Below are 23,769 nucleotides of genomic sequence, written 5' to 3'. Positions count from 1 at the left end.
TCGCTGTCGGAGTCAGAATCGCTGTCGGAGTCAGAATCGCTGTCAGAGTCAGAATCGCTGTCGGAGTCAGAATCGCTGTCGGAGTCAGAATCGCTGTCGGAATCAGAGTCGCTGTCGGAATCAGAGTCGCTGTCGGAATCAGAGTCGCTGTCGGAGTCAGAATCGCTGTCGGAATCAGAGTCGCTGTCAGAATCGGAGTCGCTGTCGGAGTCAGAGTCGCTGTCGGAGTCAGAATCGCTGTCGGAATCAGAGTCGCTGTCAGAATCAGAGTCGCTGTCAGAATCAGAGTCGCTGTCGTCGCTAGGATCAACGGTGGTTACGGTATCGTCACCGTCGTCGCTCAGCGCAATTGCGCCAAGGGCTGCGCCACCAATTGCTGCGCCAACACCAGCGCCGGCACTACCGCCAGCCAACAAACCAGCACCCACCAGGCCTGACATGGTGCCTTCGTAGGGAGTCAGGATTGCAGAACTTACTTCATTGTCGATGTCATACAACTCAACACCCTCGCTTAGTGCAACAACCTCGGTTCGGTTGGCGCCGTCTGCAACGGTGGAGGTAATCTGTTCCAGCTTTGCTGACGCGTTGGGCGCCAGTTGCAACAGGGTGTCGCCATGACCGGCAGACACTGCGGGCATTAATACTTCAGCGGTCTGGGTACCAGTGTTGGTTACCACATCATTCCATCGCAAAGCATCGCCTTGGCTTAGCTCTACGATTTTGCCACCGCGTTCTACTTGAAGACCGGCAGGCGACTTGATAATTCCCACGTCGGGGTTGGCGTTTTCCATGATTCACATTTCCTTGAGGCTAGAGAGTTTGTTAGGCAAATCCACTGCTATAAGCGTTTTACTCACAGGGGATTCAATCGGATTCAGGAAAATACAAATATCCGGACGAATAATTTTCGTCAGCTGGGCAAGATAATTTTGATTGTTAAATTTAATAAAATTAATTAAGAATTGATTGTTGCTGGAAAAGGGTTTGCTGGGTTATTTACTGCAATAATTACTTCGATCGATTGTCTTGACTTGCAGTTGTTGAATGCCAAATGAGTGTTATCTAACCGCGATTATTTTTCTGGCACTGATCTTCCTGGGGGACCTATTTTGGTGGGGGTTCTTCGTAAATATTCGTATGAAGTATTGTAATTTTTGAGCCAACACCATGTTCCAAGGTGAGGCCAGGTAGGCCCCAAGGTAAATTTGTGTATTTTTATTGGCAATTTGAGCTTGGGCAATTCACGATATACAACTGCGGTGTCAAAGTGTCGGCTCAGGGAGAATTGACTTATCTGTCCAGGAAAGCATGAAGAAGTTTTTGAGTAACCACAAAAGCGAGGTGATTCGCTGGCTTTGTGCCGCTTGCAGTGCAATAGCCTTTCACGTTGGCGTGGTTTACGCTCAAGACGTGGTCACCGAGTTTGACCCCCCCAAGGTGAGTTACGACGTTCCTGCTGAATTCCAGGACTTGATCGAGCAGTCCACCCGGCAAATTCGCTCGACTGCACAGGTGAATGACAACGGAGATGCGTGGCAACTATTCAGGCGGTTGCGACCGGCCATTCGTGATGCTCTGGGTACAGAAGGTTATTTTTCTCCCTCGATTCAGCGAGTCGTTGATGAAACAGTTCCCGAAGATGTGGCGCCACCTCTGAACATAAAAATCGAGCCAGGGATACAAAGTAAAATTGTGTCGGTGGATATTCAATTCGATGGCGAAATCAACAAAGACGAGTTTGCAGAGCGGCGTGAGCGCCTGAAGACCTTGTGGCTTTTGGGAGTTAACCAGCCCTTTAATCAAGCTGACTGGAGTGCCAGTAAAGACAGTCTGTTGAGGGATCTGTTGGCCAAAGATTTCGCGGCTGCGACTCTTTCTGAAAGCTTGGCTGATGTTGATCCTGAGAAGAATACAGTCGCTTTGAGTGTGGTTTACGACAGTGGCCCGGTGTTTACTTTTGGAGATCTGCAAATTAAGGGATTGACAAAATATCCCCAAGACCTGGTTTCACGTTACAACACCATCCGCCCCGGTGATCGATACGAGCAAGAACGTCTGTTAAGGCTGCTTGCGGATCTTCAAGGGACAACTTATTTCTCGGCTGTGGACGTAAAAATTGATGCGGATGATCGACAGCCAGTGAATGTTCCAATCGAGGTCACTGTGATGGAAAGTGACAGCAAGCGCCTTGGTTTGGGTGCAGGCTACAGTTCCAATACCGGGTTTCGAACTGAGGCCACCTATCAATTCAACAATTTGTTTGATCGAGCCTACTCGCTTGTTACCGGTGTTCGCATTGAACAAAAGCGCCAGTCTGCATATGCGGATGTATTCCTTCCCCCGTCAACCCGTGGCATTACCGACTCGGTTGGGGTGGCGATTGATCACCAGGAAATATCGAACCTTGAAGTGGATCGATCTTCTGTGGGAGCCATACGAGAATTCAACAAAGGTATCAATGATTACCGTTTGGGCCTGAACTTTCAGTTGGAAGAGCGAAGCGCGCTTGGTATCAATTTTGGACAAACTCAGGCGCTGGTTGCAAGTTCATCGTGGACAAGAAATGCCGTAGATGATCGCCTGAATCCTTCGGAGGGATATATTGCTTTCGGCCAGTTGGCCCTTGCTTCGGAACAGTTTGCTTCCGATCAAGACTTTGTTCGTTTGTATGGTCGAGTGCAGAAGTTTTGGTCGCCTTCCAGAGAGAATTTATTTTCTGCACGATTCGAGGCTGGTACGGTCGTGGCCAGTGCACGTCGGGATATTCCACAGGATTACCTGTTTCGCGCGGGGGGGACCAACAGCCTTCGTGGATTTGACTTTCTAGATTTGGGCGTAATCGATCAAGGTGTTTTGGTGGGGGGCCGTCGAGTGATGATTGGTAGCCTCGAGTACACCCGGTGGTTTGATGGCGGACCGCTTGGCGCTGCTGTTTTTACAGATGTGGGTGATGTTGCCGACAACTGGAATGACTTTGATCCCAAGCCGGCAATTGGTGTGGGGGTACGTTATAAAACCCCAGCTGGGCCTATCGCTTTTGATGTGGCCAAAGCCGCAGACCAGGACAACTTGAGAATTCACTTTGCGCTGGGGGTGGCATTTTGAAGCGTGGGGTATTCGCTTTATTTACGTTCTTGCTGGCTGTAGCCGTGGCTGTCACTGCTGGGGTTCTGTGGGTGGTTCATACTGAACACGGCCTTCGGTTTGCTGTGGGTCAAGCGCAGGACTGGATGAATGAAAATTCGGATCAACAACTTGAATTCGGCAAGGTTCAAGGCACCTTGTCGCAAGGGTTGGATCTTGAGTTTGTTCGATGGAAGCAAGCCGATACCACGGTTGAAATTGAGCAAATTCAGCTCGTAATCGACTGGTCAAATGTATTGAATCGAATGGTTCGAATCAGCAATTTGTCGGCACAGGTTGTGCGCGTTGATTCACCGCCTTCTGAAGAAGATTCTCCGCTTGTTATTCCGGATGAAATCAGCGTACCCGTTGATGTGGACTTGCGTCATCTCAGCGTGCAGCAATTGTTAATCAATGGTGAAGAATTAACGCAGTTGAGTGCTCGGGGTTCGGTTCAATCGAAACAGCTCAACATCGATAATTTTTCATTGAATGTGCGGGACACTCAAATCAACTCTTCACTTGAGATGGCGCTGGCGAAACCCTATCAAATGAGAGGTGCGGTGAACGCACAGCGGAAATTGGATGATTTGTTGCTGAATGCGCAGTTGGCTGCGACAGGCTCTATCGAACGCTTGGCGCTTGCCCTGGATGCCAAAGGGGAAAACCCGGGCAAGGCGGATCAAACACAGCGTGTGCAAGCCAATGCAGTGCTCACTTTGTTGGGTTCAACTCCGTTTGAAACGGTACGACTGAACGCAGAAAATTTCGATCCGTCAAATTGGCTGGATGGGGCGCCACGCGCATCGCTTGCGATTGTTGCAACGGTAGAGCCCAATGCAGATTTTTCTGAAAGTACAGGCAATTTCTCGGTTAGAAATGCTCGACCTTCAACCGTTCAGTCGGGTGGGTTACCGTTGTCGTTCATGCGGGCCCGGTTTAATTTGAACCTGAGGGAGCAACTTCCCGAACAATTTGATTTGTGGGTGGATGAGCTCCAGTTGGCCGATGGAAAACGTCAGGCTGGCAATGCGAATGCCTCTATTCAGTGGCGAGCGTCCAAGCAGAGTGACGATCAGATTGCCACTCTGGATGTTTTGGCGGGGGATGTGAATTTTGATGTCAAGACCAATAATTTAGATGCTTCTGTATTTGCCAGTTTGCCCCAGCAACTCGCACTGACCTCTACAATTCAAGGCACCAAGAATGGGCAGCAGTTGCAGGTCAAACGCCTTTCGGTTCGAGATCGGCAAGCAGAACTTCAAGGTAAGTTGCGTGTGGATTTGCGTGGAAAAGTACCGGTAGATGTTCAGCTTGACTTGAAGGGAATCAACCCTGCCAACTACGTTCCAGATGCCAGTCCATTATTGCAAGGTGATTTGAACGGAAAAGCCTCGTTCAATGGGGTTTTGGTGCAAAGTGGAAAGGCAGGTGCAGTGGACCCCTTGGGTGAGATCAATCTTGATTTAATGAATTCCCGCCTGGCCAACGCCCCGCTTACACTGGTTGCCAAGGCCACTGGCGGGGTTTCTCGCTTAAGCAATATGTTGCTTGATCTGGACGTGGTGGGAAACACGGTGAAAGCCACTGGCAGTTATGGAACCCAGTCTGATTTCGTTGATGTGGATGTGAATCTGGATGAACTCGCGCGTCTCGGAAAACTGATTCAGATGAAACTTTCCGGGACGGCGCGTTTGAAAGGAAAACTGAGAGGGATTGACGGAAACTTCTCGGGTGAGGGCAATGTTGATGTGCGTCAGTTGAAGCTGGATGACACGATTCAGATTGATACCGTGTCGGGACAGTTCAACCTGGGTTCAGCGCCAAATTCGCCCTGGGTTGGCGACATTGTGGCGAGCAAAGTCAAAGTACCCGGCGCGGTGACCAACACCTTGAATGAATTAAAGCTCACGCTTCGTGGTGTTCGCAACCAGCATGAATTACGGGGCGAGTTTGCCAGTGGTTTGCAGCCCTTTAGTCGTTTGCGTGCGTTGAAAGGCGAGTTTGCATTTGCGGGTGGGGTTGGGGCTTTGCGCACACCGAAAAACGTTTCTGGCTGGAAAGGGCAATGGACTCAATTGAAAATCGAGGGCATGTGGTTGCCTGCTCGCAGCTTTGCTCTCCAGGCTCCTGCACCGCTCACGATTGCGCCGGGGTATTTTGAGCTCACGAATTTTGTACTCAAAGGCGAAGACACCTCAGTGTTGAACAACAAAGTGCTTCGTATTGCGAACCGGGAAATACGGGTTGAGGGTGAAATGCCCCAGTTTTATTTTCCACGCATGTCTCCGATATTGCGCAAGCAACTGACAGTAGAACCCAAGGATCTGATTGCAAAAGTGAAATGGAACTACTTGGCCAATCCCAACAAGGTAGATGGCCATGTGGATGTGCAGCATGTGTCGGGTGGCTTGCAGGTGCTTGAGGATTCACAGGTGGATGTGGATATTCGAACCATGACTGCAAATCTCGATTTCAATCGAGAGGCGGCCAGTGTGGACTTGAATATTCTTGCCGATGATTTCGGTGCAGTGACTGCAAATCTGAAACTGCCGGTTCAACAAAACCCGCAAACCAAAGCCTGGGAAATTGCAGGCAATGAGGCGATGCAGGGATCGGTGGCGGCCGGATTTACCGAGCTTAACTGGCTGGGCCCCATGATCAGTGGTGGGGTTAGAACCAGCGGTACAGGCCAGATTGCAATGGCGATTGCGGGCACTGCAAACAACCCCGATGTTCAGGGACGATTGTTTGCGCTGGATCTGGATGTGTTTCAGCTTGACCAAGGGGTACGCTTTGAAGACGGCAATGTGGTGGTTGACTTCACTACCGACAAGGCCAGTATCGACACTTTCGAGTTCACCGTGTACAACCGTCGCTCACCTCGCCGCTACCTCGAGGAGTTGGGGCCGTTGATTCAGGGCAACGGGAAAGTGAAGGCAGAGGGTGTTTGGAATTTGACGGGTTTGAATGGTGAAATCCGCTTGTCCATGGACAGGGTTCCCTTGCTGCAGCGACTCGATCGATGGATGATGGTGAACTCGAGTGTGACGTTGCAGCAACCCAGTGTTGACGGACAACCCTTAAAGATTCGGGGGGAAGTGGATACCTTGGGGGCATACTTCGAGATGCCTGAGAGTGGTCCTCAAACCCTGGGCGACGATGTGTTCATTCAAGGGCGCAGTGAACTGGCCGGGCAAGGTTTGCCGATAGACCTGCAATTGCGCGCCAATTTGGGTGACCGGTTTTACGTGAACGCTGAAGGCTTGCGAAGCCGGCTTGAGGGTGGTTTGCGCTTGGTGATGCTTGAGGGGGTTGGTGGCAGTGGGCAGCGTCGATCGGGAAGACGTTTGAGCGCCACCGGCACCATTCAAACTGTGAGTGGTACCTATCGCGCCTATGGGCAAGATCTCTCAATCGAGCGAGGCGTGGTTAACTTCCAGGGTCCGCTGGACAACCCGGGGCTGAATGTTCGTGCAGTGCGCAAGGGCGTGGCTGTTGAGGCGGGTGTAGAGGTAACTGGCACTGCGCAGCGGCCCACGGTCAGTCTGGTCAGTGAACCAGCCGTGCCAGATTCGGAGAAGTTGTCGTGGATGATTCTAGGACGAGGAAGTGGTTCGGCAGACCGCGATTCCACTTTGTTGCTGACCGCTGCTGCGGCAATTTTTGGTGATGAGGACGAAAGTACGACCCGTAAAATTGCGAAATCAATTGGCATCGATGACTTGAGTTTGAGCACAGGTTCCTTGACCGCAGCCGATTCCCGTGCGGTGGGCAGCAAGGTGGCCATTGCACCTGGTGCAGATGCTTCCGCAAACGTGATTGGGTCTGATGATCCCTTGCTGTCGCAACGTATTGTGTCCTTGGGAAAACGATTCAGCGATCGTGTTTATCTGAGTTTTGATCAATCTGTGACAACAGCGGCCAGTATTTTGAAACTGAACTATCAATACTCACGCAAGCTCAGCTTTATTGCACGGGCGGGGGCGGACAATGCAGTCGATGTGCTTTATCAATTCTCTTTTGACTGATTTCAGGACAACATGATTAATCCTGCCAGACTTGAAAAACTGGGTAATTGTTTTTCAAAACTCGGTACCTCACCGAGTCAAAAACCCTGTGTCTTGATGTTGTCTAGTTCGAATGGGCTTGAGCGAGCCCAGGTAGAAACGTTTGTTGGTCAGTCGTTTGAAACTGGCTGGAAAGCACTGTGCTCCCATGCCTCTGCTTCTTTTGATAAAACAGGTGTTGATTATGCGCATGTCCGCGTGGATCGGGTTTGCGAGGTCAAGAGAACCAATTGGGCTGCACTGAAGGTGCTGCTTTCAACAACGAAACGAAATTACTTCAGTTACGGGATCGCGCTGGATCCGCAATTCGAATATTCCTTTTTGTGGGGCGAACTCAACGGCAACGCCATGTTGTATGGCGGTTCGGAGGAAGAGTTTTCTAAGCTCAATGTTGGGAATTTCGAAAAATATGCTCGAAAGAAATATGGCCAGTCCTTCGCACTGAACCATGATGATGAGCAACCGGTGTACCTGTTTTTGACGCAGGGTGCCTACATTGGCACAGATGAAATAGTGCACCACCTGGAGGAAGATGGTGTGGCTGTGGGACGCCGCCAGTTACCCGATCTGGATGTGCAATCAAGTAGCGAGCTGGTGTTGAATGCCAGTGAGTTTTTGGCGCGTCAGGTCAAGGACAACGGTTTTTTTGTATACGGACTGTTTCCATGCTTTAACAAGGAAATTCCAACTTACAACACGCTTCGTCATGCAAGTTCCACCTACGCAATGATTGAAGCGTGGGAAGTGACCCAGAGTGCATTTTTGAAGTCGGCGATTGACCGTTCACTGCATTGTTTAACGAATGAATTGATCAAGCAGATTGAGTTAAGTGGTGGAATTCAAGCTGCCTTTTTGGTCGATACGGGAAATGAAATCAAGCTGGGTGGGAATGCCGTGAGCATTCTTGCACTGGCCAAATACACCGAGCTGACGGGCACCCGCGAATACATTGAGTTGATGGAGAAACTGGCCCAGGGCATTGTCGCCATGCTGAATCCGGATACTCGTCAATTTGTGCACGTGTTGAACTACCCCGACCTTACCGTCAAAGAACAATTCAGGATCATTTATTACGATGGTGAGGCCGCGTTCGCCCTTATGCGTTTGTACAAAATCACTCGCAGGGCAAGATGGCTACAAGCGGTTGAATTGGCTTTTGAATACTTTATTGCTGCGCGTCACTGGAAAGCAAATGATCACTGGATGAGCTACTGCGTCAATGAGCTCACTTTGTATCGACCCAAGCGTGAGTATTTTGAGTTTGGAATTCGCAATTTTTCGAATCATCTCGATTTTGTATTAACTCGTATCACCACCTTTCCCACGCTGCTTGAGTTGATGATGGCTGCGCAACAAATGCTCTCGCGTTTGCAAGCCATGCCCGAGTTTGCTGACTTGTATTTACAAGTGGATACCGAGAAGTTTTACCGTGCCTTGCACTGGCGTGCCAATTACTTGACAACCGGGTATTTTTGGCCTGAGTGGGCGATGTACTTTGCAAAGCCCGACACGCTGAATGGCTCATTCTTTATTCGGCATCATGCTTATCGGGTGCGCATTGACGATGTTGAGCACTATGTGTCGGGCTTGGTTGCTTACCGAAAGTTTCTGATTCAGGGTGAGTTGAATCAAGCTCAGGAAACGGCCAGGCCAAACACCTTGTTGAATGCAAAAGCGGAAGAAACTACTTTTTGGTTCTTGAACCAGAATTTTGGTTTCCAGCGTTCTGGTGTAGAGAATGCAGCATTGCTTCGCTACCGGGTTTTTGATCAGGAAATGCAGTTGAAGCCCGTGTTGTTGACCTGTCGTTACAATCCGCGACTGCATGAGTCAATCGACAAGCTGGTGGCCAACAAAGCCTTGCCCGCGTCCTCGCAGTGTCGATCCGTTTACGATTATTTTCAGAATGCTGAAGTGGTTTCAAGGCAGCTGAATACCGGACAATCTTTTTTTGATAATCCAATGTTACGGTGCCAGTTGCTGACGGACAGGCGGGATATCCGTGTGATGAGCCAACATGGACAATTGTTGATGTATGTGGTTCGAAATCCGGTCAATGACGCGCTTATTCACATTAATCATTTTTCGGAAGGCGTGAAGTTCCGAAAGGATTATTACGACAGCCGTGGATTTCTAAGTTGTGTCCAGTATTTGGATGCAGGGGGCACGGTTAGCCATGAGCATTATTTGCGCCCCGATGGCACCTTGGCCATTGCGAAGCTTTACAAGCGAATCGATCAAAAATCACAGCTGTCCAATATTCGTTTGCATGATTCGACCGGAGTGCTGGTCGCCTGTTTGTTCAGTGAGTCAGAGTGGCTGACTTTTGCGTTGGTTTCCATGCTGAAGGCCAAGGGCGGCAAGCATGTGTTGGTGGTGGACAAGAATCGGTATTGGTATTTGCCTGCAATCGCGGCGCGTGACCAATTGCATCAGGAATCGTCTGGTCAGGTGGCAGTGGTACCGGTCATTCATGCGCTACACACTCAAACTGTCGACAACCTGGCAACAAGTCCGACCAACTCCAATTTCAGGGATATATTGCACGATATCAAACGTCCAGATGCAATCATCACGCTGACTAATCAGCAAATGAATGACATTTCCTCAAGATATGGCAACGGGCAACTATTTCCGATTGCTCACTCCTGTGAAGTAAAAGACTCGATTCCCGATTTTGAAACCCGAGACCGATTTCGTATCGTCTCTATGGCCAGGTACAGTCCCGAGAAAAACCATCATTTGGCGATCGCAGCTTTCGCCAAGGTGGTCAAGAAGTATCCTCAAGCGCGCCTTGATTTTTATGGTTTCGCAGTTGCGGGAAGTTCACTGTTGTCTGACTTGAAGGCGCAAGTTGAATCCTTGGGCTTACAGAACCATATTGGTTTGAATGACTGGACTGATGCGCCTGCAACCCATTACCTGCGCGCAGGCTTGTCCTTGTTGACCAGTCAGGCCGAGGCTTATTCACTGGCCATTATGGAAAGTCTTTGTCACGCATGTCCCGCGATTGCGTTTGATGTTCCTTATGGACCATCGCATTTAATTGTGCAAGGCGAAACCGGCTTGTTGGCTCCTTTCGGAGACACTGAGGCGCTTGCCGAGCAAATCATTTCGGTGTTTGATGACAATGAGTTTCACAAACGCATGAGCGGTAAGGCCTTTGCGTTGGCGAACCGATTCAGTCACGCCGAGGCGGCGCGCCATTGGCGCCAATTGTTCTCAGCTGTTGGAGTGCTGTCATGACTGCTGTTCAAACCGCAATTTCTTTACTCACCGTGTTCGACTGGATCGCGGTGGCATTTTTTGTGATCTGCTTTCGCGGTTACAACTACGTGTTTGACGGGCGCAGTCGCTTTGGCAGGCGCGGATTGTCGCAAAAAACGCATGAATTCCGAAAGCTGTGGGCGCGTGAAATGCTTGCTCGAAGCAACCGCGTTGGCGACACGGCCTTGATTGGCAACCTGGTCAACAGCGTTACTTTTTATGCCAACACCACGATCTACATTATTGCGGGTTTGTTTGCCTTGTTGGGTACGCTGGATCAGTTGGTCAATATCACCAGTGATCTACCCTTCAGCCGAGAGGTCAGCCGAGGATTGATGGAAATCAAGGTGCTGTTGGTTCTCACCGTGTTTGTGGTGGCTTATTTTAAATTTACGTGGAGCTTGCGCCAGTTCAACCTGCTGACCATTCTGGTAGGGGCAGCACCCGACGGAAACCCGGACAAGGAATACAACGAGGCCTATGTGTCGCGGATGGCGCGCATCAACAGCCTGGCCGGAGATGAATTCAACCGCGGATTGCGCAGTTATTATTTCGGAATTGCCTCGGTCACTTGGATGATTCATCCAGGTTTACTGGTGGCATTCAGTGCTTTGATTGTGTTGGTGTTGATCCGCAGGGACTTCTATTCAGAAGCCCTGGAGATCATGTCAAAGTAAGCAACCGTGTTGATTACCAACTGCTGGTTTCGCGTTCGGGGCTGGCGCTGACTTTGTGAATGGTCAGGTCGGCACCGTTGAATTCCTCTTCGTCATTCAAGCGAATACCCACCGTCATTTTCAGTACACCGTACACCACAAAGCCACCCAGCAAGGCGAACGCCACGCCAGCCAAAGTGCCGATCAACTGGCTCATGAACGACACGCCGCCCATGCCGCCCAAGGCCTGCTGACCAAACACGCCAGCTGCGATGCCGCCGAAGGCGCCGCAAATGCCGTGCAATGGCCACACCCCCAATACATCGTCAACTTTCAAGCGGTTCTGGGTGAAGGTGAACATGTACACAAACAGCACGCCTGCGATGGATCCCACAGCCAGCGAACCCAGTGGATGCATGATGTTGCTGCCCGCACACACGGCTACCAGGCCAGCCAATGGGCCGTTGTAGGCAAAGCCGGGGTCGTTGCGGCCTGCGGCCAGTGCACCCAAGGTGCCGCCCACCATGGCCATCAGGCTGTTCACGGCCACCAGGCCAGAGATGCCTTCAATTTTCTGGGCGCTCATGACGTTAAAGCCAAACCAGCCCACTGCCAGTACCCAACTGCCCAGTGCCAGGAAAGGGATGGAAGAGGGCGGGTGAGAACTGATTCGCCCGTCTTTCGTGTAACGACCACGGCGTGATCCAAGCAGCAATACGGCCGCCAAGGCGATCCAGCCACCCACGGCATGAACAACCACACTGCCCGCGAAGTCCATGAAAGGGGCGCCAAAACTGGCGGTTAGCCACTCTTGAAAGCCGTAGTTGCCGTTCCAGACCATGCCCTCAAACACGGGGTAGATCAAGCCCACCAATGCCGCTGTGGCCACCAACTGGGGCACAAAGCGCGCGCGTTCAGCAATACCCCCCGACACAATGGCGGGAATGGCTGCAGCGAATGTCAGCAGAAAGAAAAACTTCACCAGTGAATAGCCATTGCCCTCGTTGAGTACTGCGGCGGGTTCATAAAAACCCACGCCGTAAGCAATGGCATAGCCGATGAAAAAGTAGCTGATGGTGCTGACTGAAAAATCAGCCAGAATTTTGACGAGCGCATTGACCTGGTTCTTGTGGCGCACCGTGCCCACTTCCAGAAATGCAAAACCGGCGTGCATTGCAAGCACCATGATGGCGCCTAGAAGCACAAAAAGAGTGTCCAGTGCGAGAGTGATTTGTTCCATTTTGGTGAATTTTCAGGTTTATGGTTAAAAGTGGGGCATTAGCAGCAAAAACAATGCCCGCTTTTTAAGCGTTTTGTGCACTGTGGTGGTGCGTTTTCGGCTGGGCCTAGATCCCAAGCTTTCTCAGGATGCGGACGAAGTCGGCGGGAGAGTTCTCTTTCTGATGTCGTTTTTTCTCAGAATCGGACACCACAATTTTTGTGTAGCCCGCCCAGAAGTTGGACAACATGGGCGAATAAGCGGGGTTGTTGGCAGGTGCGCCGCGCAAAAAGCCCACCTGCTTGATGCACGCTTGAAGATCGGGGGTGCTTTGTTTCAGCACACCAACGGGATTGGCATGTGGGTTTATCAAGCCAAGGTCTTGGCATTTTTCAATGACATGCAGTGAAATTTCGGCCAATGGCTTTAATTTCACCTGGGTGTAGTCGGCATTGAATTCAAGGCAGTTTTCCAGTTCAATTTCCGATCCGAATTCGGCCTGAATGGCTCGGCACAAAGGCTCGGTTTTCAGTTGTTCAGTCGGGATGCCGGTACTTAATTTACTGTGGGTGTGGTTGCAAAACGTTTGGGCAATTTGTTCGGCAACTGTATTGGCCAGCACGGCGGGTGTAATGGTTTGCCGAAGTAGTTCTTCAGCCATCGGGCCCACCTGGTTTTGGTAAGCCTGTGTGGCGTACCGGTCCTCAACTACTTCCAATCCCCATTGCCCTGCCACATGATTCTTCAGGGCTTGAATATGGTGAATTTCAAGCTGCAGGGCAAGTTTGTCATTTAAACGTGGCTTGTCTTCATGCCTTACCAATTGTTGAAGGTGTTGCTCGACAAGGTTGTTTTTGGCGCGGGTCAACACCCCGGCAAGGCCGGTTTGCTGGCTGCACAGGTCCCTGGTGTTTTCAAGAATGTTCAGCGTTTCGCCTTCATTGCACACGCCCAATCCTTGTGCCAAAGCCAGTGCGCAAGACAGTTTTTTGTCTGCTGGAATGTTCGGGTTGTTCAGTTGTTGTGCAAACAGGTTCAGGTTGCGCCGGCTTTCGTTGACGACCAACGGTGAAAGCTTGTCGGCATTGCAATTGACCCGGGTTTGAAGAAAGTGATTCAAATTACCAATTGCTTTTTGCCGTTGTGCACCCGTACTTGCGTGTTGCCCCACAAACTGCTGAATATTCTTGATGGTGGTGTTCAGTTGCGCAGTGTAGGCTGCGCGTAATTCGGGAGATTGCTTGAAAGCTGCCCAGGCTGCACCGCTTGGTGCAATTGCGGGCAAGTCGATGCCATCCGCATCAGTGTGCATGGTTTTTGCAGCCTGCGCAGCAAGCTGACTCCAGCCCGCGGCGGTGAAACCTTCAACAGAACTCGACATGCAGATTGTGGTGGCTTGATTTGTATTGTGTGCCCAATCAGTGATCAAGGTTCCATGTCAGTTCGCCTTCAGTTCGCTTTCAATGCACCCCATAAAATTCCAAACAGGTCGTCAAACTGGTCAATCAGTTTGTGGCTTTCCTTGCGCAAAAAGTGCATTTGAGCCACGCGGCCGAATACGCCCATGAACACGTCCAGCAGCATTTTGCTTGAAACGGTGTCGTTAAATACGCCCTTGTGCTGACCTTCTTTCAGCATGCCCAGAAAAGCCCCCATCAACTCCGGGCTTTCATACACGGGCAGGTCTTGATAGCGGCTGGCCGGTATGGACACGGTCAGCAGCAATATCACCTTGGGGTGCTTGTCAAAGTAATCCAGCATCACCCACAGGGTTTTGCGCAGGCGTTCACGGTAATCTTCAATACCCTCGAGGTGGTCAATCATGCGGTTGGCCAATCGACTCAGTGTGGCGTCCAATACATAAGCCACCAACTGTTCCTTGCTTCCAAAGTACTTGTAAATGGTTTGCAATGAAACATTGGCTGTACGGGCTACCTCAATTAAAGGCACGCTGTTGAAGTCATGGTTGGTAAACAGTTCCAGAACAGCGTTTTCAATTCGATCCAGGGTGGCCTTTCGCATGGTTGCCGGGTTGGCATTGGCCTCAGTTTTGTTGTTGCTTGCGCTTGCGTTCATATTGGCCAAACCCTGCTTGTTGTAGGTTCTGTGGGTGGAATTGAAAAGCGAATCATCTGGTACCGGTGCCGGTTTGGTCAACCTGCATTCTACGCAGCATCACTCGGAAAGATAAAAACGGTAAGCTAAATTACCATATTCATAGAGGTGACACTCTAAAGTAACTTCTTGGGTTGATTGTGCGTTTGCACATCGCCATTCTGGACCGTGAAGAATTCACGATACCTTCGGTAATTTCGGTTACCGAATCCAGAAAATCCAGGAGGCACAGATGCCATCGGCACTGATATTTGACGCAGTAAGAACCCCACGGGGCAAAGGTAAAAAAGACGGTAGCCTGCACCAGGCCACTCCAGTGTGGTTGCTGAACAACCTGCTGACCGCTTTGCAGCAGCGCAATGATCTCGACACCAGCTTGGTGGACGACGTGGTACTGGGTTGCGTAACCCCAGTGGGCGAGCAGGGCGCTGACATTGCGCGCACAGCTGTGCTGGATGCAGGTTGGGCCGAAACAGTGGCAGGTGTTACCCAGTCACGCTTCTGCGCTTCAGGCCTTGAATCAGTGAACCTGGCAGCAGCCAAGGTGGGCAGCGGTCTTGAAGACATGGTAGTGGCTGGTGGCGTTGAAAGCATGAGCCGCTGGACCATGGGCAGTGATGGCGGCGCCTGGTTCATGGACCCCCGCATCAACGACAAACTCGGTTTCATTCCACAAGGTATTTCAGCCGATTTGATCGGTACGCTGGAAGGCTTTAGCCGCACGGACGTAGACACTTACGCAGTTGAAAGCCAGCGCCGCGCTGCCAAAGCGCAAGCTGAAGGCCGCTTCAACAAAAGCCGTGTGCCCGTGAAAGACCTCAATGGCTTGATCATGCTGGACCACGACGAATTCATTCGTGGCAATGCCACTGTGGAAAGCCTGGCCAGTTTGCAGCCCTCATTTGCCATGATGGGCAGCATGGGCTTCAACGCAACCGCCCTGCGCAAGTACACCACTGTTGAGAGCATCAACCACATTCACCATGCGGGCAATTCTTCCGGCATCGTGGACGGCGCCGCTTTGGTACTGGTAGGCAGTGAAGAAGCCGGACGCAAGGCTGGCTTGAAGCCACGCGCACGCATTCGCGCTGCCGCAGTAATCGGTTCCGAGCCCACCATCATGCTGACTGGCCCAACGCCAGCCTGTTTGAAGGCTCTGCAAAAAGCAGGCTTGAAGGCTTCCGACATCGACTTGTGGGAAATCAACGAAGCCTTCGCTGTGGTGCCCATGCAAACCGCACGCAATCTGGGCGTTAGCCTGGACCGCGTGAACGTGAACGGCGGATCGATCGCCATGGGCCACCCACTGGGCGCAACAGGCGCAATTATTTTGGGCACCTTGCTCGATGAACTTGAGCGGCAAGACAAAACCCTGGGCCTGGCCACACTGTGTGTGGGCGGCGGCATGGGTATTGCCACCATCATCGAACGCATTTAATTGGCCGAAGGAGAAACAACAATGAGTGCAGTGAAATTTGAACTCGGTCAGGATGGCATCGCGGTAGTCACGCTCGACATGCCCGGCCGTTCCATGAATGTATTGAACGAAGAACTGATGGGCCCGTTCGCGGAAGCCCTGACCCGCATTGAAACCGATGCGGCCGTGAAAGGTGTGGTGCTGACTTCTGGCAAGCCAGAGTTTTTGGCAGGCGCGGATTTGGACACGGTTTACAAAATTACCGACCCACAGCAAGCGTTTGATTTGGCGGAAGCCTTCAAAACCCTGTTGCGCCGCATGGAAAAGTGCGAGAAGCCAATTGTGTGCGCCTTGAATGGCACCGCATTGGGTGGCGGCTTGGAACTGGCCATGGCCTGTAACCACCGCGTTGCACTGAACAACCCCAAAGCCAAGTTCGGTTTGCCCGAAGTGAAGCTGGGCCTGTTGCCAGGCGGCGGCGGTACACAACGTTTGCCACGCATGATCGGCATTCAGGGCGCGCTGGAAATGATGACCCAGGGCACCGAGCTGCGCGTTGAGCAGGCCGTGAAGAAGGGCATCGTTCAAGACACAGCGGATTCAGTTGAAGAAATGATTGCCAAGGCGAAGGCTTGGGCGATCGCCAATCCAAAAGCCTTGCAGCCTTGGGATGTGAAGGGCTTCAAATTCCCCGGTGGCGATTCCAAGCACCCAGCCATTGCGCAAATTTGGGCGATCGCACCCAGCATGGCCAACGCCAAGGCATTTGGTAATTACCCAGCGTTGACTCACATTGCCAGCTGCGTATTCGAGGGCGGTATTACCGACATCGACACTGGCTTGAAAGTGGAAAGCCGTTACTTTGCTGCTTGTGTGTTGTCGCAAGAAAGCAAGAACATGATGAACACGCTGTGGTATCAGCTCAACAGCATCAAGAAAGGTCAAAGCCGCCCAAGCGCACCTGCAAAAAGCAAGGTCAAGAAAATTGGCGTGCTGGGTGCAGGCATGATGGGTGCCGGCATTGCGTATGTAAGCGCCAAGGTTGGCATTGAAGTGGTGTTGATCGACGCCACGCAAGAAGGCGCCGACAAAGGCAAGGCCTACAGCACCAACCTGCTGGACAAAGCCATTGCCAAGAAGCGCAGCACCCCTGAAAAGAAAGAAGCACTGCTGAGCCTGATCACGGCCACCACCGACTATTCCATGCTGGAAGGTGCGGATTTGGTGATTGAAGCCGTGTTCGAGGACCGTGCCGTGAAAGCCGATGTAACCGCCAAAGCAGAAGCGGTTATTCCAGCAACAGCCGTGTACGCATCCAACACGTCGACTTTGCCAATCACTGGCTTGGCCGAGGCTTCCAAGCGCCCCAACCAGTTCATCGGTTTGCACTTCTTCAGCCCTGTGGACAAAATGCCGCTGGTTGAAATCATCATGGGTGAAAAAACCGACGATGAAACACTGGCCAAGGGCTTCGACTATGTTCAGCAAATCGGCAAAACACCGATTGTTGTGAACGACAGCCGTGGCTTCTTCACCAGCCGTGTGTTCGGTACCTTCCTGATGGAAGCAGCTGCCATGGTGGGCGAGGGTGTTCACCCCCGTTCCATCGAAATGGCGGGTCTGGAAGCCGGCATGCCCATGCCACCTTTGGCGCTGTACGACGAAGTGTCGCTCAGCTTGAGTTTGCTGATCATGAAGCAAACCAAGAAAGACATGGAAGCCGCAGGCCAAACTTTCCCCGAGCACCCAGGCTACAAAACACTGATTACCGTGGCCGAAAAGCATGGCCGCATCGGCAAGAAAGACGGCAAAGGCTTCTACGACTACTCCCCCGCAGGCAAAACCCTGTGGAAAGGTTTGAGCGAAGAATTCCCGCTGGCCAAAGAGCAACCCAGCTCACAGGAAATCCAGGACCGTTTGATGTACATCCAGGCCAATGAAGCCGCACGCTGCTTGCAGGAAAAAGTGCTGCGTTCAGTGGCCGACGGCAACATCGGTTCGATTTTCGGTTTGGGTTTTGCGCCATTCACCGGCGGCATGTTGCAGTTCATCAACGCCAAGGGCTTGCCCGAGTTTGTAAAGCGTTGTGAAGAATTGGCTGCCCAGTATGGCGAGCGTTTCAAGCCCGCCAGCATGCTGGTGGAAATGGCCGCTCAAGGCAAAAAGCTGGAAGACAATCTGGCGTAATTTTTACCCGGTGGGGCCGTTTGCTTTGTGCAGATGGCCCCGCATTGTTTGACGAAAACAGGAGCAGTAACCATGGTATTCAAAGCAATCATGAATGGCTTGATCAAAGCCAAAGCCATGCCGCAAATTTCGCCGACCGAGCGCCAGGCGCTTGAAGCAGGCACGGTGTGGATCGACGGCCAGGTTTTTTCCGGCAAGCCCGACTTTGCAAAAATGTTTGCCGAGCCCTATTCAAAACTGAGCCAGCGTGAGCGCGAGTTCATCGACGGCCCCGTGCAGCAGTTGTGCGAAATGTGTGATGCGCATGAAATTGCGACCACGCGTGTTATTCCGAAAAAGGCAGTGGACTTTTTGGCATCAGCAGGTTTTTATTCCTTCCTGATTCCGCAAAAGTTTGGTGGCCTGGAATTCTCTGCCAACGCCATTTCCACCATTATGGCGATGATCACGTCGCACAGCCCATTGCTGTCGACCTTGGTGGTGATTCCCAACAGCTTGGGCGCAGCCGAATTGATCAAGCACTACGGCACACAAGCGCAGAAAGAACATTACCTGCCACGCCTGGCCACTGGTGAATACCTGCCCTGTTTCGGTTTGACCGAACCCACTGCAGGTTCAGACGCTGCTTCAATTCTGGCGCGTGGTGTGGTGTTTAAAAACGCAGAAGGCAAGGTTCAAATCAAACTGAACTTTCGCAAGCGCTACATCACTTTGGCACCTGTGGCCAACCTCATTTCTTTGGCCTTCAAACTGCACGACCCGGATAACCTGTTGGGCAAAGGCGCTGAGCCTGGCATTACAGTGGGCCTGGTTCACCGTGGCATTCCTGGTCTGGAAATGGGCAAGCACCATCAGCCGATTGGTGATGCGTTCTACAACGGCCCCATTATCGGCCACGATGTAGTCATTGACGCCGACGAAATTATTGGTGGTACTGAATGTGCCGGCCAGGGCTGGCGCATGTTGATGGAACAGCTGGCCGGTGGTCGCGCAGTTTCATTGCCTGCTGGTGCGGTGGGTGGCGTGCGTGCAGCAGCGGCTGCTTCAGGCGCATACGCCCGTGTTCGCCAACAGTTCGGCATGCCGATTGCTGAAATGGAAGGCATTCAGGAAAAGCTGGCCGAAATTGCAGCCATGGCTTACCTCAGTGAAGCGGCACGCGTGTATGCAGTGAGCGCACTGGACAACAATGAGCAGCCCCCGGTTGTTTCTGCTGTGTGGAAAGCCTACCTCACCGAGCTTTCACGTGAACAGGCGAAGAATGCCATGGACGTGATGGCGGGTGCCGGTGTAATGCAAGGCCCCAACAACGTCATCGGCCGCGGCTACTGTTCAGCCCCGGTTGCCATTACTGTTGAAGGCGCGAACATCATGACCCGTTCGCTGATTACCTTTGGTCAAGGTGCTGTGCGTTGTCACCCCTATGCATTCAAAATTGCAAATGCCCTGGAAGCCAACGATCTGCCTACATTCAGCAGTGCATTGAAAGGCTGGATTGGTCACATGGTAGTCAACACGGGTCGCTTGGTGGGCTTGACCTTGACTCGTGGTTACCTGGCCAGCACACCGAAGATTGATGGCGTTACACCTTACCTGCGCAAGCTGGCTTGGGCGTCTTCACGCTATTCATTCCTGACCGACATGGCACTGATCACCGTGGGTGGCAAGTTGAAAGCCCGCCAGCAACTGACCGGCCATTTCGCCGATGCTTTGGGCTGGCAACTGCTGGCCATTTCAACCATTCGCCGCTACGTGGCTGAAGGTGAAATCAAGGAAGACTTGCCACTGGTGCAGTACGCTTGCGAATACGCCTTGGCGAAAGTGCAAAAAGCATTCGAATCCATCTATTCCAACTTTGGCAACAACGCAGTGGGCTTTTTGCTGCGCACCGTGGGCTATTTCAGCTTGCGCGTGAACCCGATTGTTGGTTCTGGTCTGGATCGTTTGGTGCCGACCGTGGCCAAAACAATCACCAAGAGCGGTGCCCAACTGGGCCGTATCACAGGTGATTTGTACATGCCCAAGTTCAACCTGGCCGACATGGACAGCGATGAAGTGCTGGCACAAACCACAGGCGTGAAGCGTTTGATGGCGGCCTTCCAGGCCGTACAGGAAGCCGAAGTGGTGCAAATGAAGGTCATTCAGGCGCGCCGTTCCAAGCTGGTGGACAAGGGTTCTGTGCAGGAAATGGCCGAAGCCGCATTGGCCAAAGGCATTATTACAGCAGCCGACAAAAAACTGCTGGACCGTGCCAACCGCATCAGCCTGGAAGCCATCATGGTTGACGAGTTCACACCGCAGGAATTCTTCGGTGACAACTCGGTAACTTACGCGCCAGGTTTTGAATGTGCCAATGTGCCCAATGTAAGCCATGGCGCAGCGGTACAAGGCGAGCGCTTGAGAGTTGTGAACTCTTAAGACGCTGCGTGCGGGTAATGCCCCATTTACTTGGAGTGTTACTCGTTTCGCCCTAAGCAAGGTTTCTTCTTCCGGCTTGATGCTTCTGGCTTGGGGCATGCGAAACGCCTTGGCGTCTTCGCATCGATTGCTGCGCAATCGCCCCGCGCTGCGAATCCGCCGGGAAACCTTGCAAAATCGGGCAAAGCGAGTATCACCCCGCGTATGGGCATTCAACCTGCTCATTCGCGAGCTGCCGTTTTTACACTCAACTACCAACCAATCACCGAGGCCATTACTCATGTCACCCATTCAAGACCCCACCTTGCTCGAAGGCATCACCGTGCTCGATTTGTCGCGCAATTTGCCTGGGCCAGCAACGTCACTGATCTTGCAGCAAATGGGTGCCAAGGTCATCAAGATGGAGCCGCCCCATGGGGATGATGCCAAAAGCATGCCGATGCTGTACGCCGCTTTGAACAGCAGCAAGCAGATTGTGACAGCCGACTTTCGCACGCCCGAGGGCATTCAGGCATTGAAAGATCACGCAGCCAAAGCCGATGTGCTGATCGATGGCTTCCGCCCCGGCGTGATGGCCGACATGGGTTGTGGCTACGACACTTTGAAAGCACTGAATCCGAAATTGGTAATGTGCTGCATCACAGGTTACGGGCAGAAGGGTGCCTTGGCTGAAAAGGCCGGGCACGACATCAATTACATGGCCTTGAGCGGTGTACTCGATGGTTTGCAAACAGCCGACGGTGACATTCCTGTTCCTGCCGTGCAGTTTGGTGATTTGTTCGGTGGTACGTCGGCCGCCGTGCAAGGTATTTTGGCCGCCCTGTTGAAGGCGCAGCGCACTGGGCAGGGCACCTTTGTGGATGTGTCCATGACCCACAACCTGTGGAAGCAAAACATCATGCCCGAGAGCATGGAACAAATGTGGATCATGCTCAGCGGCAAGCCCGCCAAGCATCAAGACGATTTGCTGAGCGGCGGCCTGGCCTGTTACAACGTGTACAAAACTGAAGACCAGCGTCATTTGGCGGTAGGTTCACTGGAGCACAAGTTCTGGAAAGTGGCTTGCGAAGCCATGGGCAAGCCCGAGTGGGTGAATATTCACTGGAGTCGAGGTGCCATGCCCGGTACTCCCCCGGCGGTTCAAATGCTGGCCGACATGAAGGCGCTGATTGCATCCCAACCCCTTGCCCATTGGGAGCAGGTGTTTGGCAATGTGGATGCCTGCATTACCCCTGTCCTGACCCGAGCCGAAATCAAGCAGAGAAATTTGCTGCGCATTTGATGTTTTTTCGGATGGGAAAGTTGCGCCGGTAAATCGAGTACTGCGTCTAAAATCCTGAATTCTTTGGGTTAACTTACGCGATTCTTACCAAAATCGCGGGAAGAATGGTATTGTTGAATTTGCCGGAAGTCTTATACAACACTTATAAAAACCGAGCCCACGCAGGCTCAGCCGGGGAGACATAAAAAGCCACCCACAGTGGCACCTCCTTGGCAGCATTCGCTCGGTTTACAGGAGATCAGTACATGTCAGCACGTCCCGACGAGGCCGCCCCTAAGGTGTCGCCCGATCAATTCAATGGTTTTGTCAGCAAAGAAGCGCAGGAGCTTTTTGAGTCCCGTTACTGGACCAAAAGCTACCCTCCGGGCGTCAGTGGCGATATGCCCCCATTGCGATACACCAGCATGCTGGAACTGGTGGCCGAATGCCTTAAAAAGTATGCAGACCGCCCCGCGTTTGTGTCTGCAGGTACGGAGTTCTCGTACAAGCAGGTCGATGATATGTCGGACCAGTTTGCGGGCTACCTGAAATCGATTGGCGTGAAAGCCGGTGATGTTGTGGCCATTATGTTGCCCAACTGTGTGCAGTTCCCTGTGTGCTTTGTGGGTGCCATGAAGCTGGGTTGCACGCTGACCAATGTGAACCCCCTGTACACCGTGCGTGAATTGAATCACCAGTTGAAAGATTCTGGCGCAACCACCATTGTGGTGTTTGAAAACTTTGCCAACACCTTGCAGCAATCGCTCGAGGGCACCAAGGTCAAGAACATCGTCATTACCCAGTTGGGCGATTTGCTCGGTGGTTTGAAGGGCCTGATCGTTAACTTTGTCATGCGCAAAGTCAAGAAAATGGTGCCAGCATACAACCTGCCGCAAGCAGTGCCGATCAAAAAGGCGTTGGCCGCTGGCAAAGGTGTTTCTTATCCCAAGCCCAGCCCCAAGCTGGACGACGTGGCTTTGCTGCAATACACCGGTGGTACCACTGGCGTGTCCAAAGGCGCCATGCTGACTCAGCGCAACCTGATGAGCAATATGGAACAGGGCCTGGCCTGGATGAGCGAAGCCATTGGCAAAGACCCGATTTGCGTGGTCACCATGCTGCCGCTGTATCACATCTATGCACTGGCCGTGAACTGTATGCTGTTCATGACCTTTGGCGCACGCAACATTCTGATTGCCAACCCGCGTGATGTAGGCACCGTGATGAAAGTGCTGCGCAAGGAAAAATTCCATGTGATCACTGCGGTTAACACCCTGTTCAATGCATTCCTGAATAACGAAGAATTCTGCAACCGCGATTTCTCCGACATGAAGTTTGCAATGAGCGGCGGCATGGCCTTGCAACAGCCCATCGCCGAGCGCTGGTACAAAGTCACTGGTTGCGCGATTTCTGAAGGCTTCGGCATGACAGAAACTTCCCCAGTGGTAACAGTGCCACCTCTGCATGGTGGCGAGCGCCCCGCGTTCCGCGGCAACGTGGGTTTGCCGATTCCTGGCACCGAAGTGCGTTTGAAGCGTGACGATGGCCTGTGGGCTGGTTTGAATGAGCCCGGTGAAATTTGTGTGCGTGGCCCACAAGTGATGTTGGGTTACCTGAATCGTCCCGAAGAAACAGCCAAAACAATCGACAAAGACGGCTGGTTGGCCACTGGCGACATCGGCACGATGGACGAGCAAGGCTTTGTAAAGATCGTGGACCGCAAGAAAGACATGATCATCGTGAGCGGCTTTAACGTGTTCCCCAACGAAATTGAAGACGTGGTTGCCCAGCACCCAGGCGTGCTGGAATGTGGCGTGGTTGGTGTACCCGACCCAGTGACTGGTGAGAAAGTGAAACTGGTTGTGGTGAAGAAAGACCAGAGCGTGACCAAGGAAGACTTGATTGCACACTGCCGCCAAAACCTGACCGGTTACAAGATTCCTTCATTTGTTGAGTTCCGCGACGACTTGCCCAAAACCCCAGTGGGCAAGATTCTGCGCCGTGAACTGCGCGACAAGCCGAAAGAAACAGCGTAA

At 52.2% G+C, this 23,769-nt stretch carries 13 protein-coding genes; 9 read left to right on the top strand and 4 right to left on the bottom strand.

Annotation, left to right across the window (positions count from 1 at the left end; translation table 11 throughout):
* On the bottom strand, positions 1-791 hold a 791-nt coding region (locus B4N58_RS11160), incomplete at its 3' end, for a hypothetical protein (RefSeq protein WP_291749259.1).
* 529 nt (positions 792-1,320) lie between these two features.
* Between B4N58_RS11160 and B4N58_RS11155 the strand changes: the two genes are divergently transcribed.
* The 4 genes from B4N58_RS11155 (at position 1,321) to B4N58_RS11140 (ending at position 11,137) form a co-directional block, all read left to right on the top strand.
* A complete protein-coding gene (locus tag B4N58_RS11155; RefSeq protein WP_291749256.1) occupies positions 1,321-3,105 on the top strand; it encodes an autotransporter assembly complex protein TamA in 1,785 nt (594 codons plus the stop codon).
* Positions 3,106-3,176: 71 nt separating this feature from the next.
* Positions 3,177-7,154 (top strand): translocation/assembly module TamB domain-containing protein, encoded by a 3,978-nt coding sequence (locus B4N58_RS11150; protein ID WP_291749252.1) that lies wholly within the window; start codon positions 3,177-3,179, stop codon positions 7,152-7,154.
* 96 nt (positions 7,155-7,250) lie between these two features.
* Positions 7,251-10,439 (top strand): accessory Sec system glycosyltransferase Asp1, encoded by a 3,189-nt coding sequence (gene asp1, locus B4N58_RS11145; RefSeq protein WP_291749248.1) that lies wholly within the window; start codon positions 7,251-7,253, stop codon positions 10,437-10,439.
* A complete protein-coding gene (locus B4N58_RS11140) occupies positions 10,436-11,137 on the top strand; it encodes a DUF599 domain-containing protein (RefSeq protein WP_008247934.1) in 702 nt (233 codons plus the stop codon). Before asp1 ends, B4N58_RS11140 begins: the two co-directional genes overlap by 4 nt.
* Before the next feature lie 13 nt (positions 11,138-11,150).
* On the opposite strand, the gene B4N58_RS11135 is transcribed toward B4N58_RS11140, so the two are convergent.
* The 3 genes from B4N58_RS11135 to B4N58_RS11125 all read right to left on the bottom strand — a co-directional run bounded on the left by B4N58_RS11135 (position 11,151) and on the right by B4N58_RS11125 (position 14,411).
* On the bottom strand, positions 11,151-12,356 hold the full coding sequence (locus B4N58_RS11135; RefSeq protein WP_008247936.1) for an ammonium transporter: 1,206 nt from the start codon (positions 12,354-12,356) through the stop codon (positions 11,151-11,153).
* 106 nt (positions 12,357-12,462) lie between these two features.
* Positions 12,463-13,716: a hypothetical protein gene (locus tag B4N58_RS11130; RefSeq protein ID WP_291749241.1), complete on the bottom strand. Its 1,254-nt coding sequence runs from the start codon at positions 13,714-13,716 to the stop codon at positions 12,463-12,465.
* A gap of 68 nt (positions 13,717-13,784) precedes the next feature.
* Positions 13,785-14,411 (bottom strand): TetR/AcrR family transcriptional regulator, encoded by a 627-nt coding sequence (locus tag B4N58_RS11125; protein ID WP_291749239.1) that lies wholly within the window; start codon positions 14,409-14,411, stop codon positions 13,785-13,787.
* A 271-nt stretch (positions 14,412-14,682) separates the two neighbouring features.
* Between B4N58_RS11125 and B4N58_RS11120 the strand changes: the two genes are divergently transcribed.
* From B4N58_RS11120 to B4N58_RS11100, 5 genes are all read left to right on the top strand, one after another.
* Positions 14,683-15,888, top strand: coding sequence for an acetyl-CoA C-acetyltransferase (locus tag B4N58_RS11120; protein ID WP_008247942.1), 1,206 nt, complete (start codon positions 14,683-14,685; stop codon positions 15,886-15,888).
* 21 nt (positions 15,889-15,909) lie between these two features.
* Positions 15,910-18,054 (top strand): 3-hydroxyacyl-CoA dehydrogenase NAD-binding domain-containing protein, encoded by a 2,145-nt coding sequence (locus B4N58_RS11115; protein WP_291749236.1) that lies wholly within the window; start codon positions 15,910-15,912, stop codon positions 18,052-18,054.
* Positions 18,055-18,126: 72 nt separating this feature from the next.
* Positions 18,127-20,472, top strand: a complete 2,346-nt coding sequence (locus B4N58_RS11110) for an acyl-CoA dehydrogenase (RefSeq protein WP_291749233.1) — start codon at positions 18,127-18,129, stop codon at positions 20,470-20,472.
* A 280-nt stretch (positions 20,473-20,752) separates the two neighbouring features.
* Positions 20,753-21,754 (top strand): CaiB/BaiF CoA transferase family protein, encoded by a 1,002-nt coding sequence (locus B4N58_RS11105; protein WP_291749231.1) that lies wholly within the window; start codon positions 20,753-20,755, stop codon positions 21,752-21,754.
* Between the two features lie 245 nt (positions 21,755-21,999).
* Entirely contained in the window at positions 22,000-23,769 is a 1,770-nt protein-coding gene (locus B4N58_RS11100; protein WP_291749227.1) for an AMP-binding protein, read from the top strand.

Source organism: Limnobacter sp. UBA3528 (assembly GCF_002377005.1).
Lineage (GTDB): Bacteria > Pseudomonadota > Gammaproteobacteria > Burkholderiales > Burkholderiaceae_B > Limnobacter.
This window is presented reverse-complemented; position numbering and strand designations above follow the sequence as displayed.

What these genes read in the sequence shown, in the direction of transcription:
- B4N58_RS11135 (WP_008247936.1), bottom strand. Translation starts at nt 12,356, where the DNA reads ATGGAACAAATCACTCTCGCACTGGACACTCTTTTTGTGCTTCTAGGC.
- B4N58_RS11105 (WP_291749231.1), top strand. Translation starts at nt 20,753, where the DNA reads ATGTCACCCATTCAAGACCCCACCTTGCTCGAAGGCATCACCGTGCTC.
- B4N58_RS11110 (WP_291749233.1), top strand. Translation starts at nt 18,127, where the DNA reads ATGGTATTCAAAGCAATCATGAATGGCTTGATCAAAGCCAAAGCCATG.
- asp1 (WP_291749248.1), top strand. Translation starts at nt 7,251, where the DNA reads ATGTTGTCTAGTTCGAATGGGCTTGAGCGAGCCCAGGTAGAAACGTTT.
- B4N58_RS11100 (WP_291749227.1), top strand. Translation starts at nt 22,000, where the DNA reads ATGTCAGCACGTCCCGACGAGGCCGCCCCTAAGGTGTCGCCCGATCAA.
- B4N58_RS11130 (WP_291749241.1), bottom strand. Translation starts at nt 13,716, where the DNA reads ATGTCGAGTTCTGTTGAAGGTTTCACCGCCGCGGGCTGGAGTCAGCTT.
- B4N58_RS11115 (WP_291749236.1), top strand. Translation starts at nt 15,910, where the DNA reads ATGAGTGCAGTGAAATTTGAACTCGGTCAGGATGGCATCGCGGTAGTC.
- B4N58_RS11120 (WP_008247942.1), top strand. Translation starts at nt 14,683, where the DNA reads ATGCCATCGGCACTGATATTTGACGCAGTAAGAACCCCACGGGGCAAA.
- B4N58_RS11140 (WP_008247934.1), top strand. Translation starts at nt 10,436, where the DNA reads ATGACTGCTGTTCAAACCGCAATTTCTTTACTCACCGTGTTCGACTGG.
- B4N58_RS11125 (WP_291749239.1), bottom strand. Translation starts at nt 14,411, where the DNA reads ATGAACGCAAGCGCAAGCAACAACAAAACTGAGGCCAATGCCAACCCG.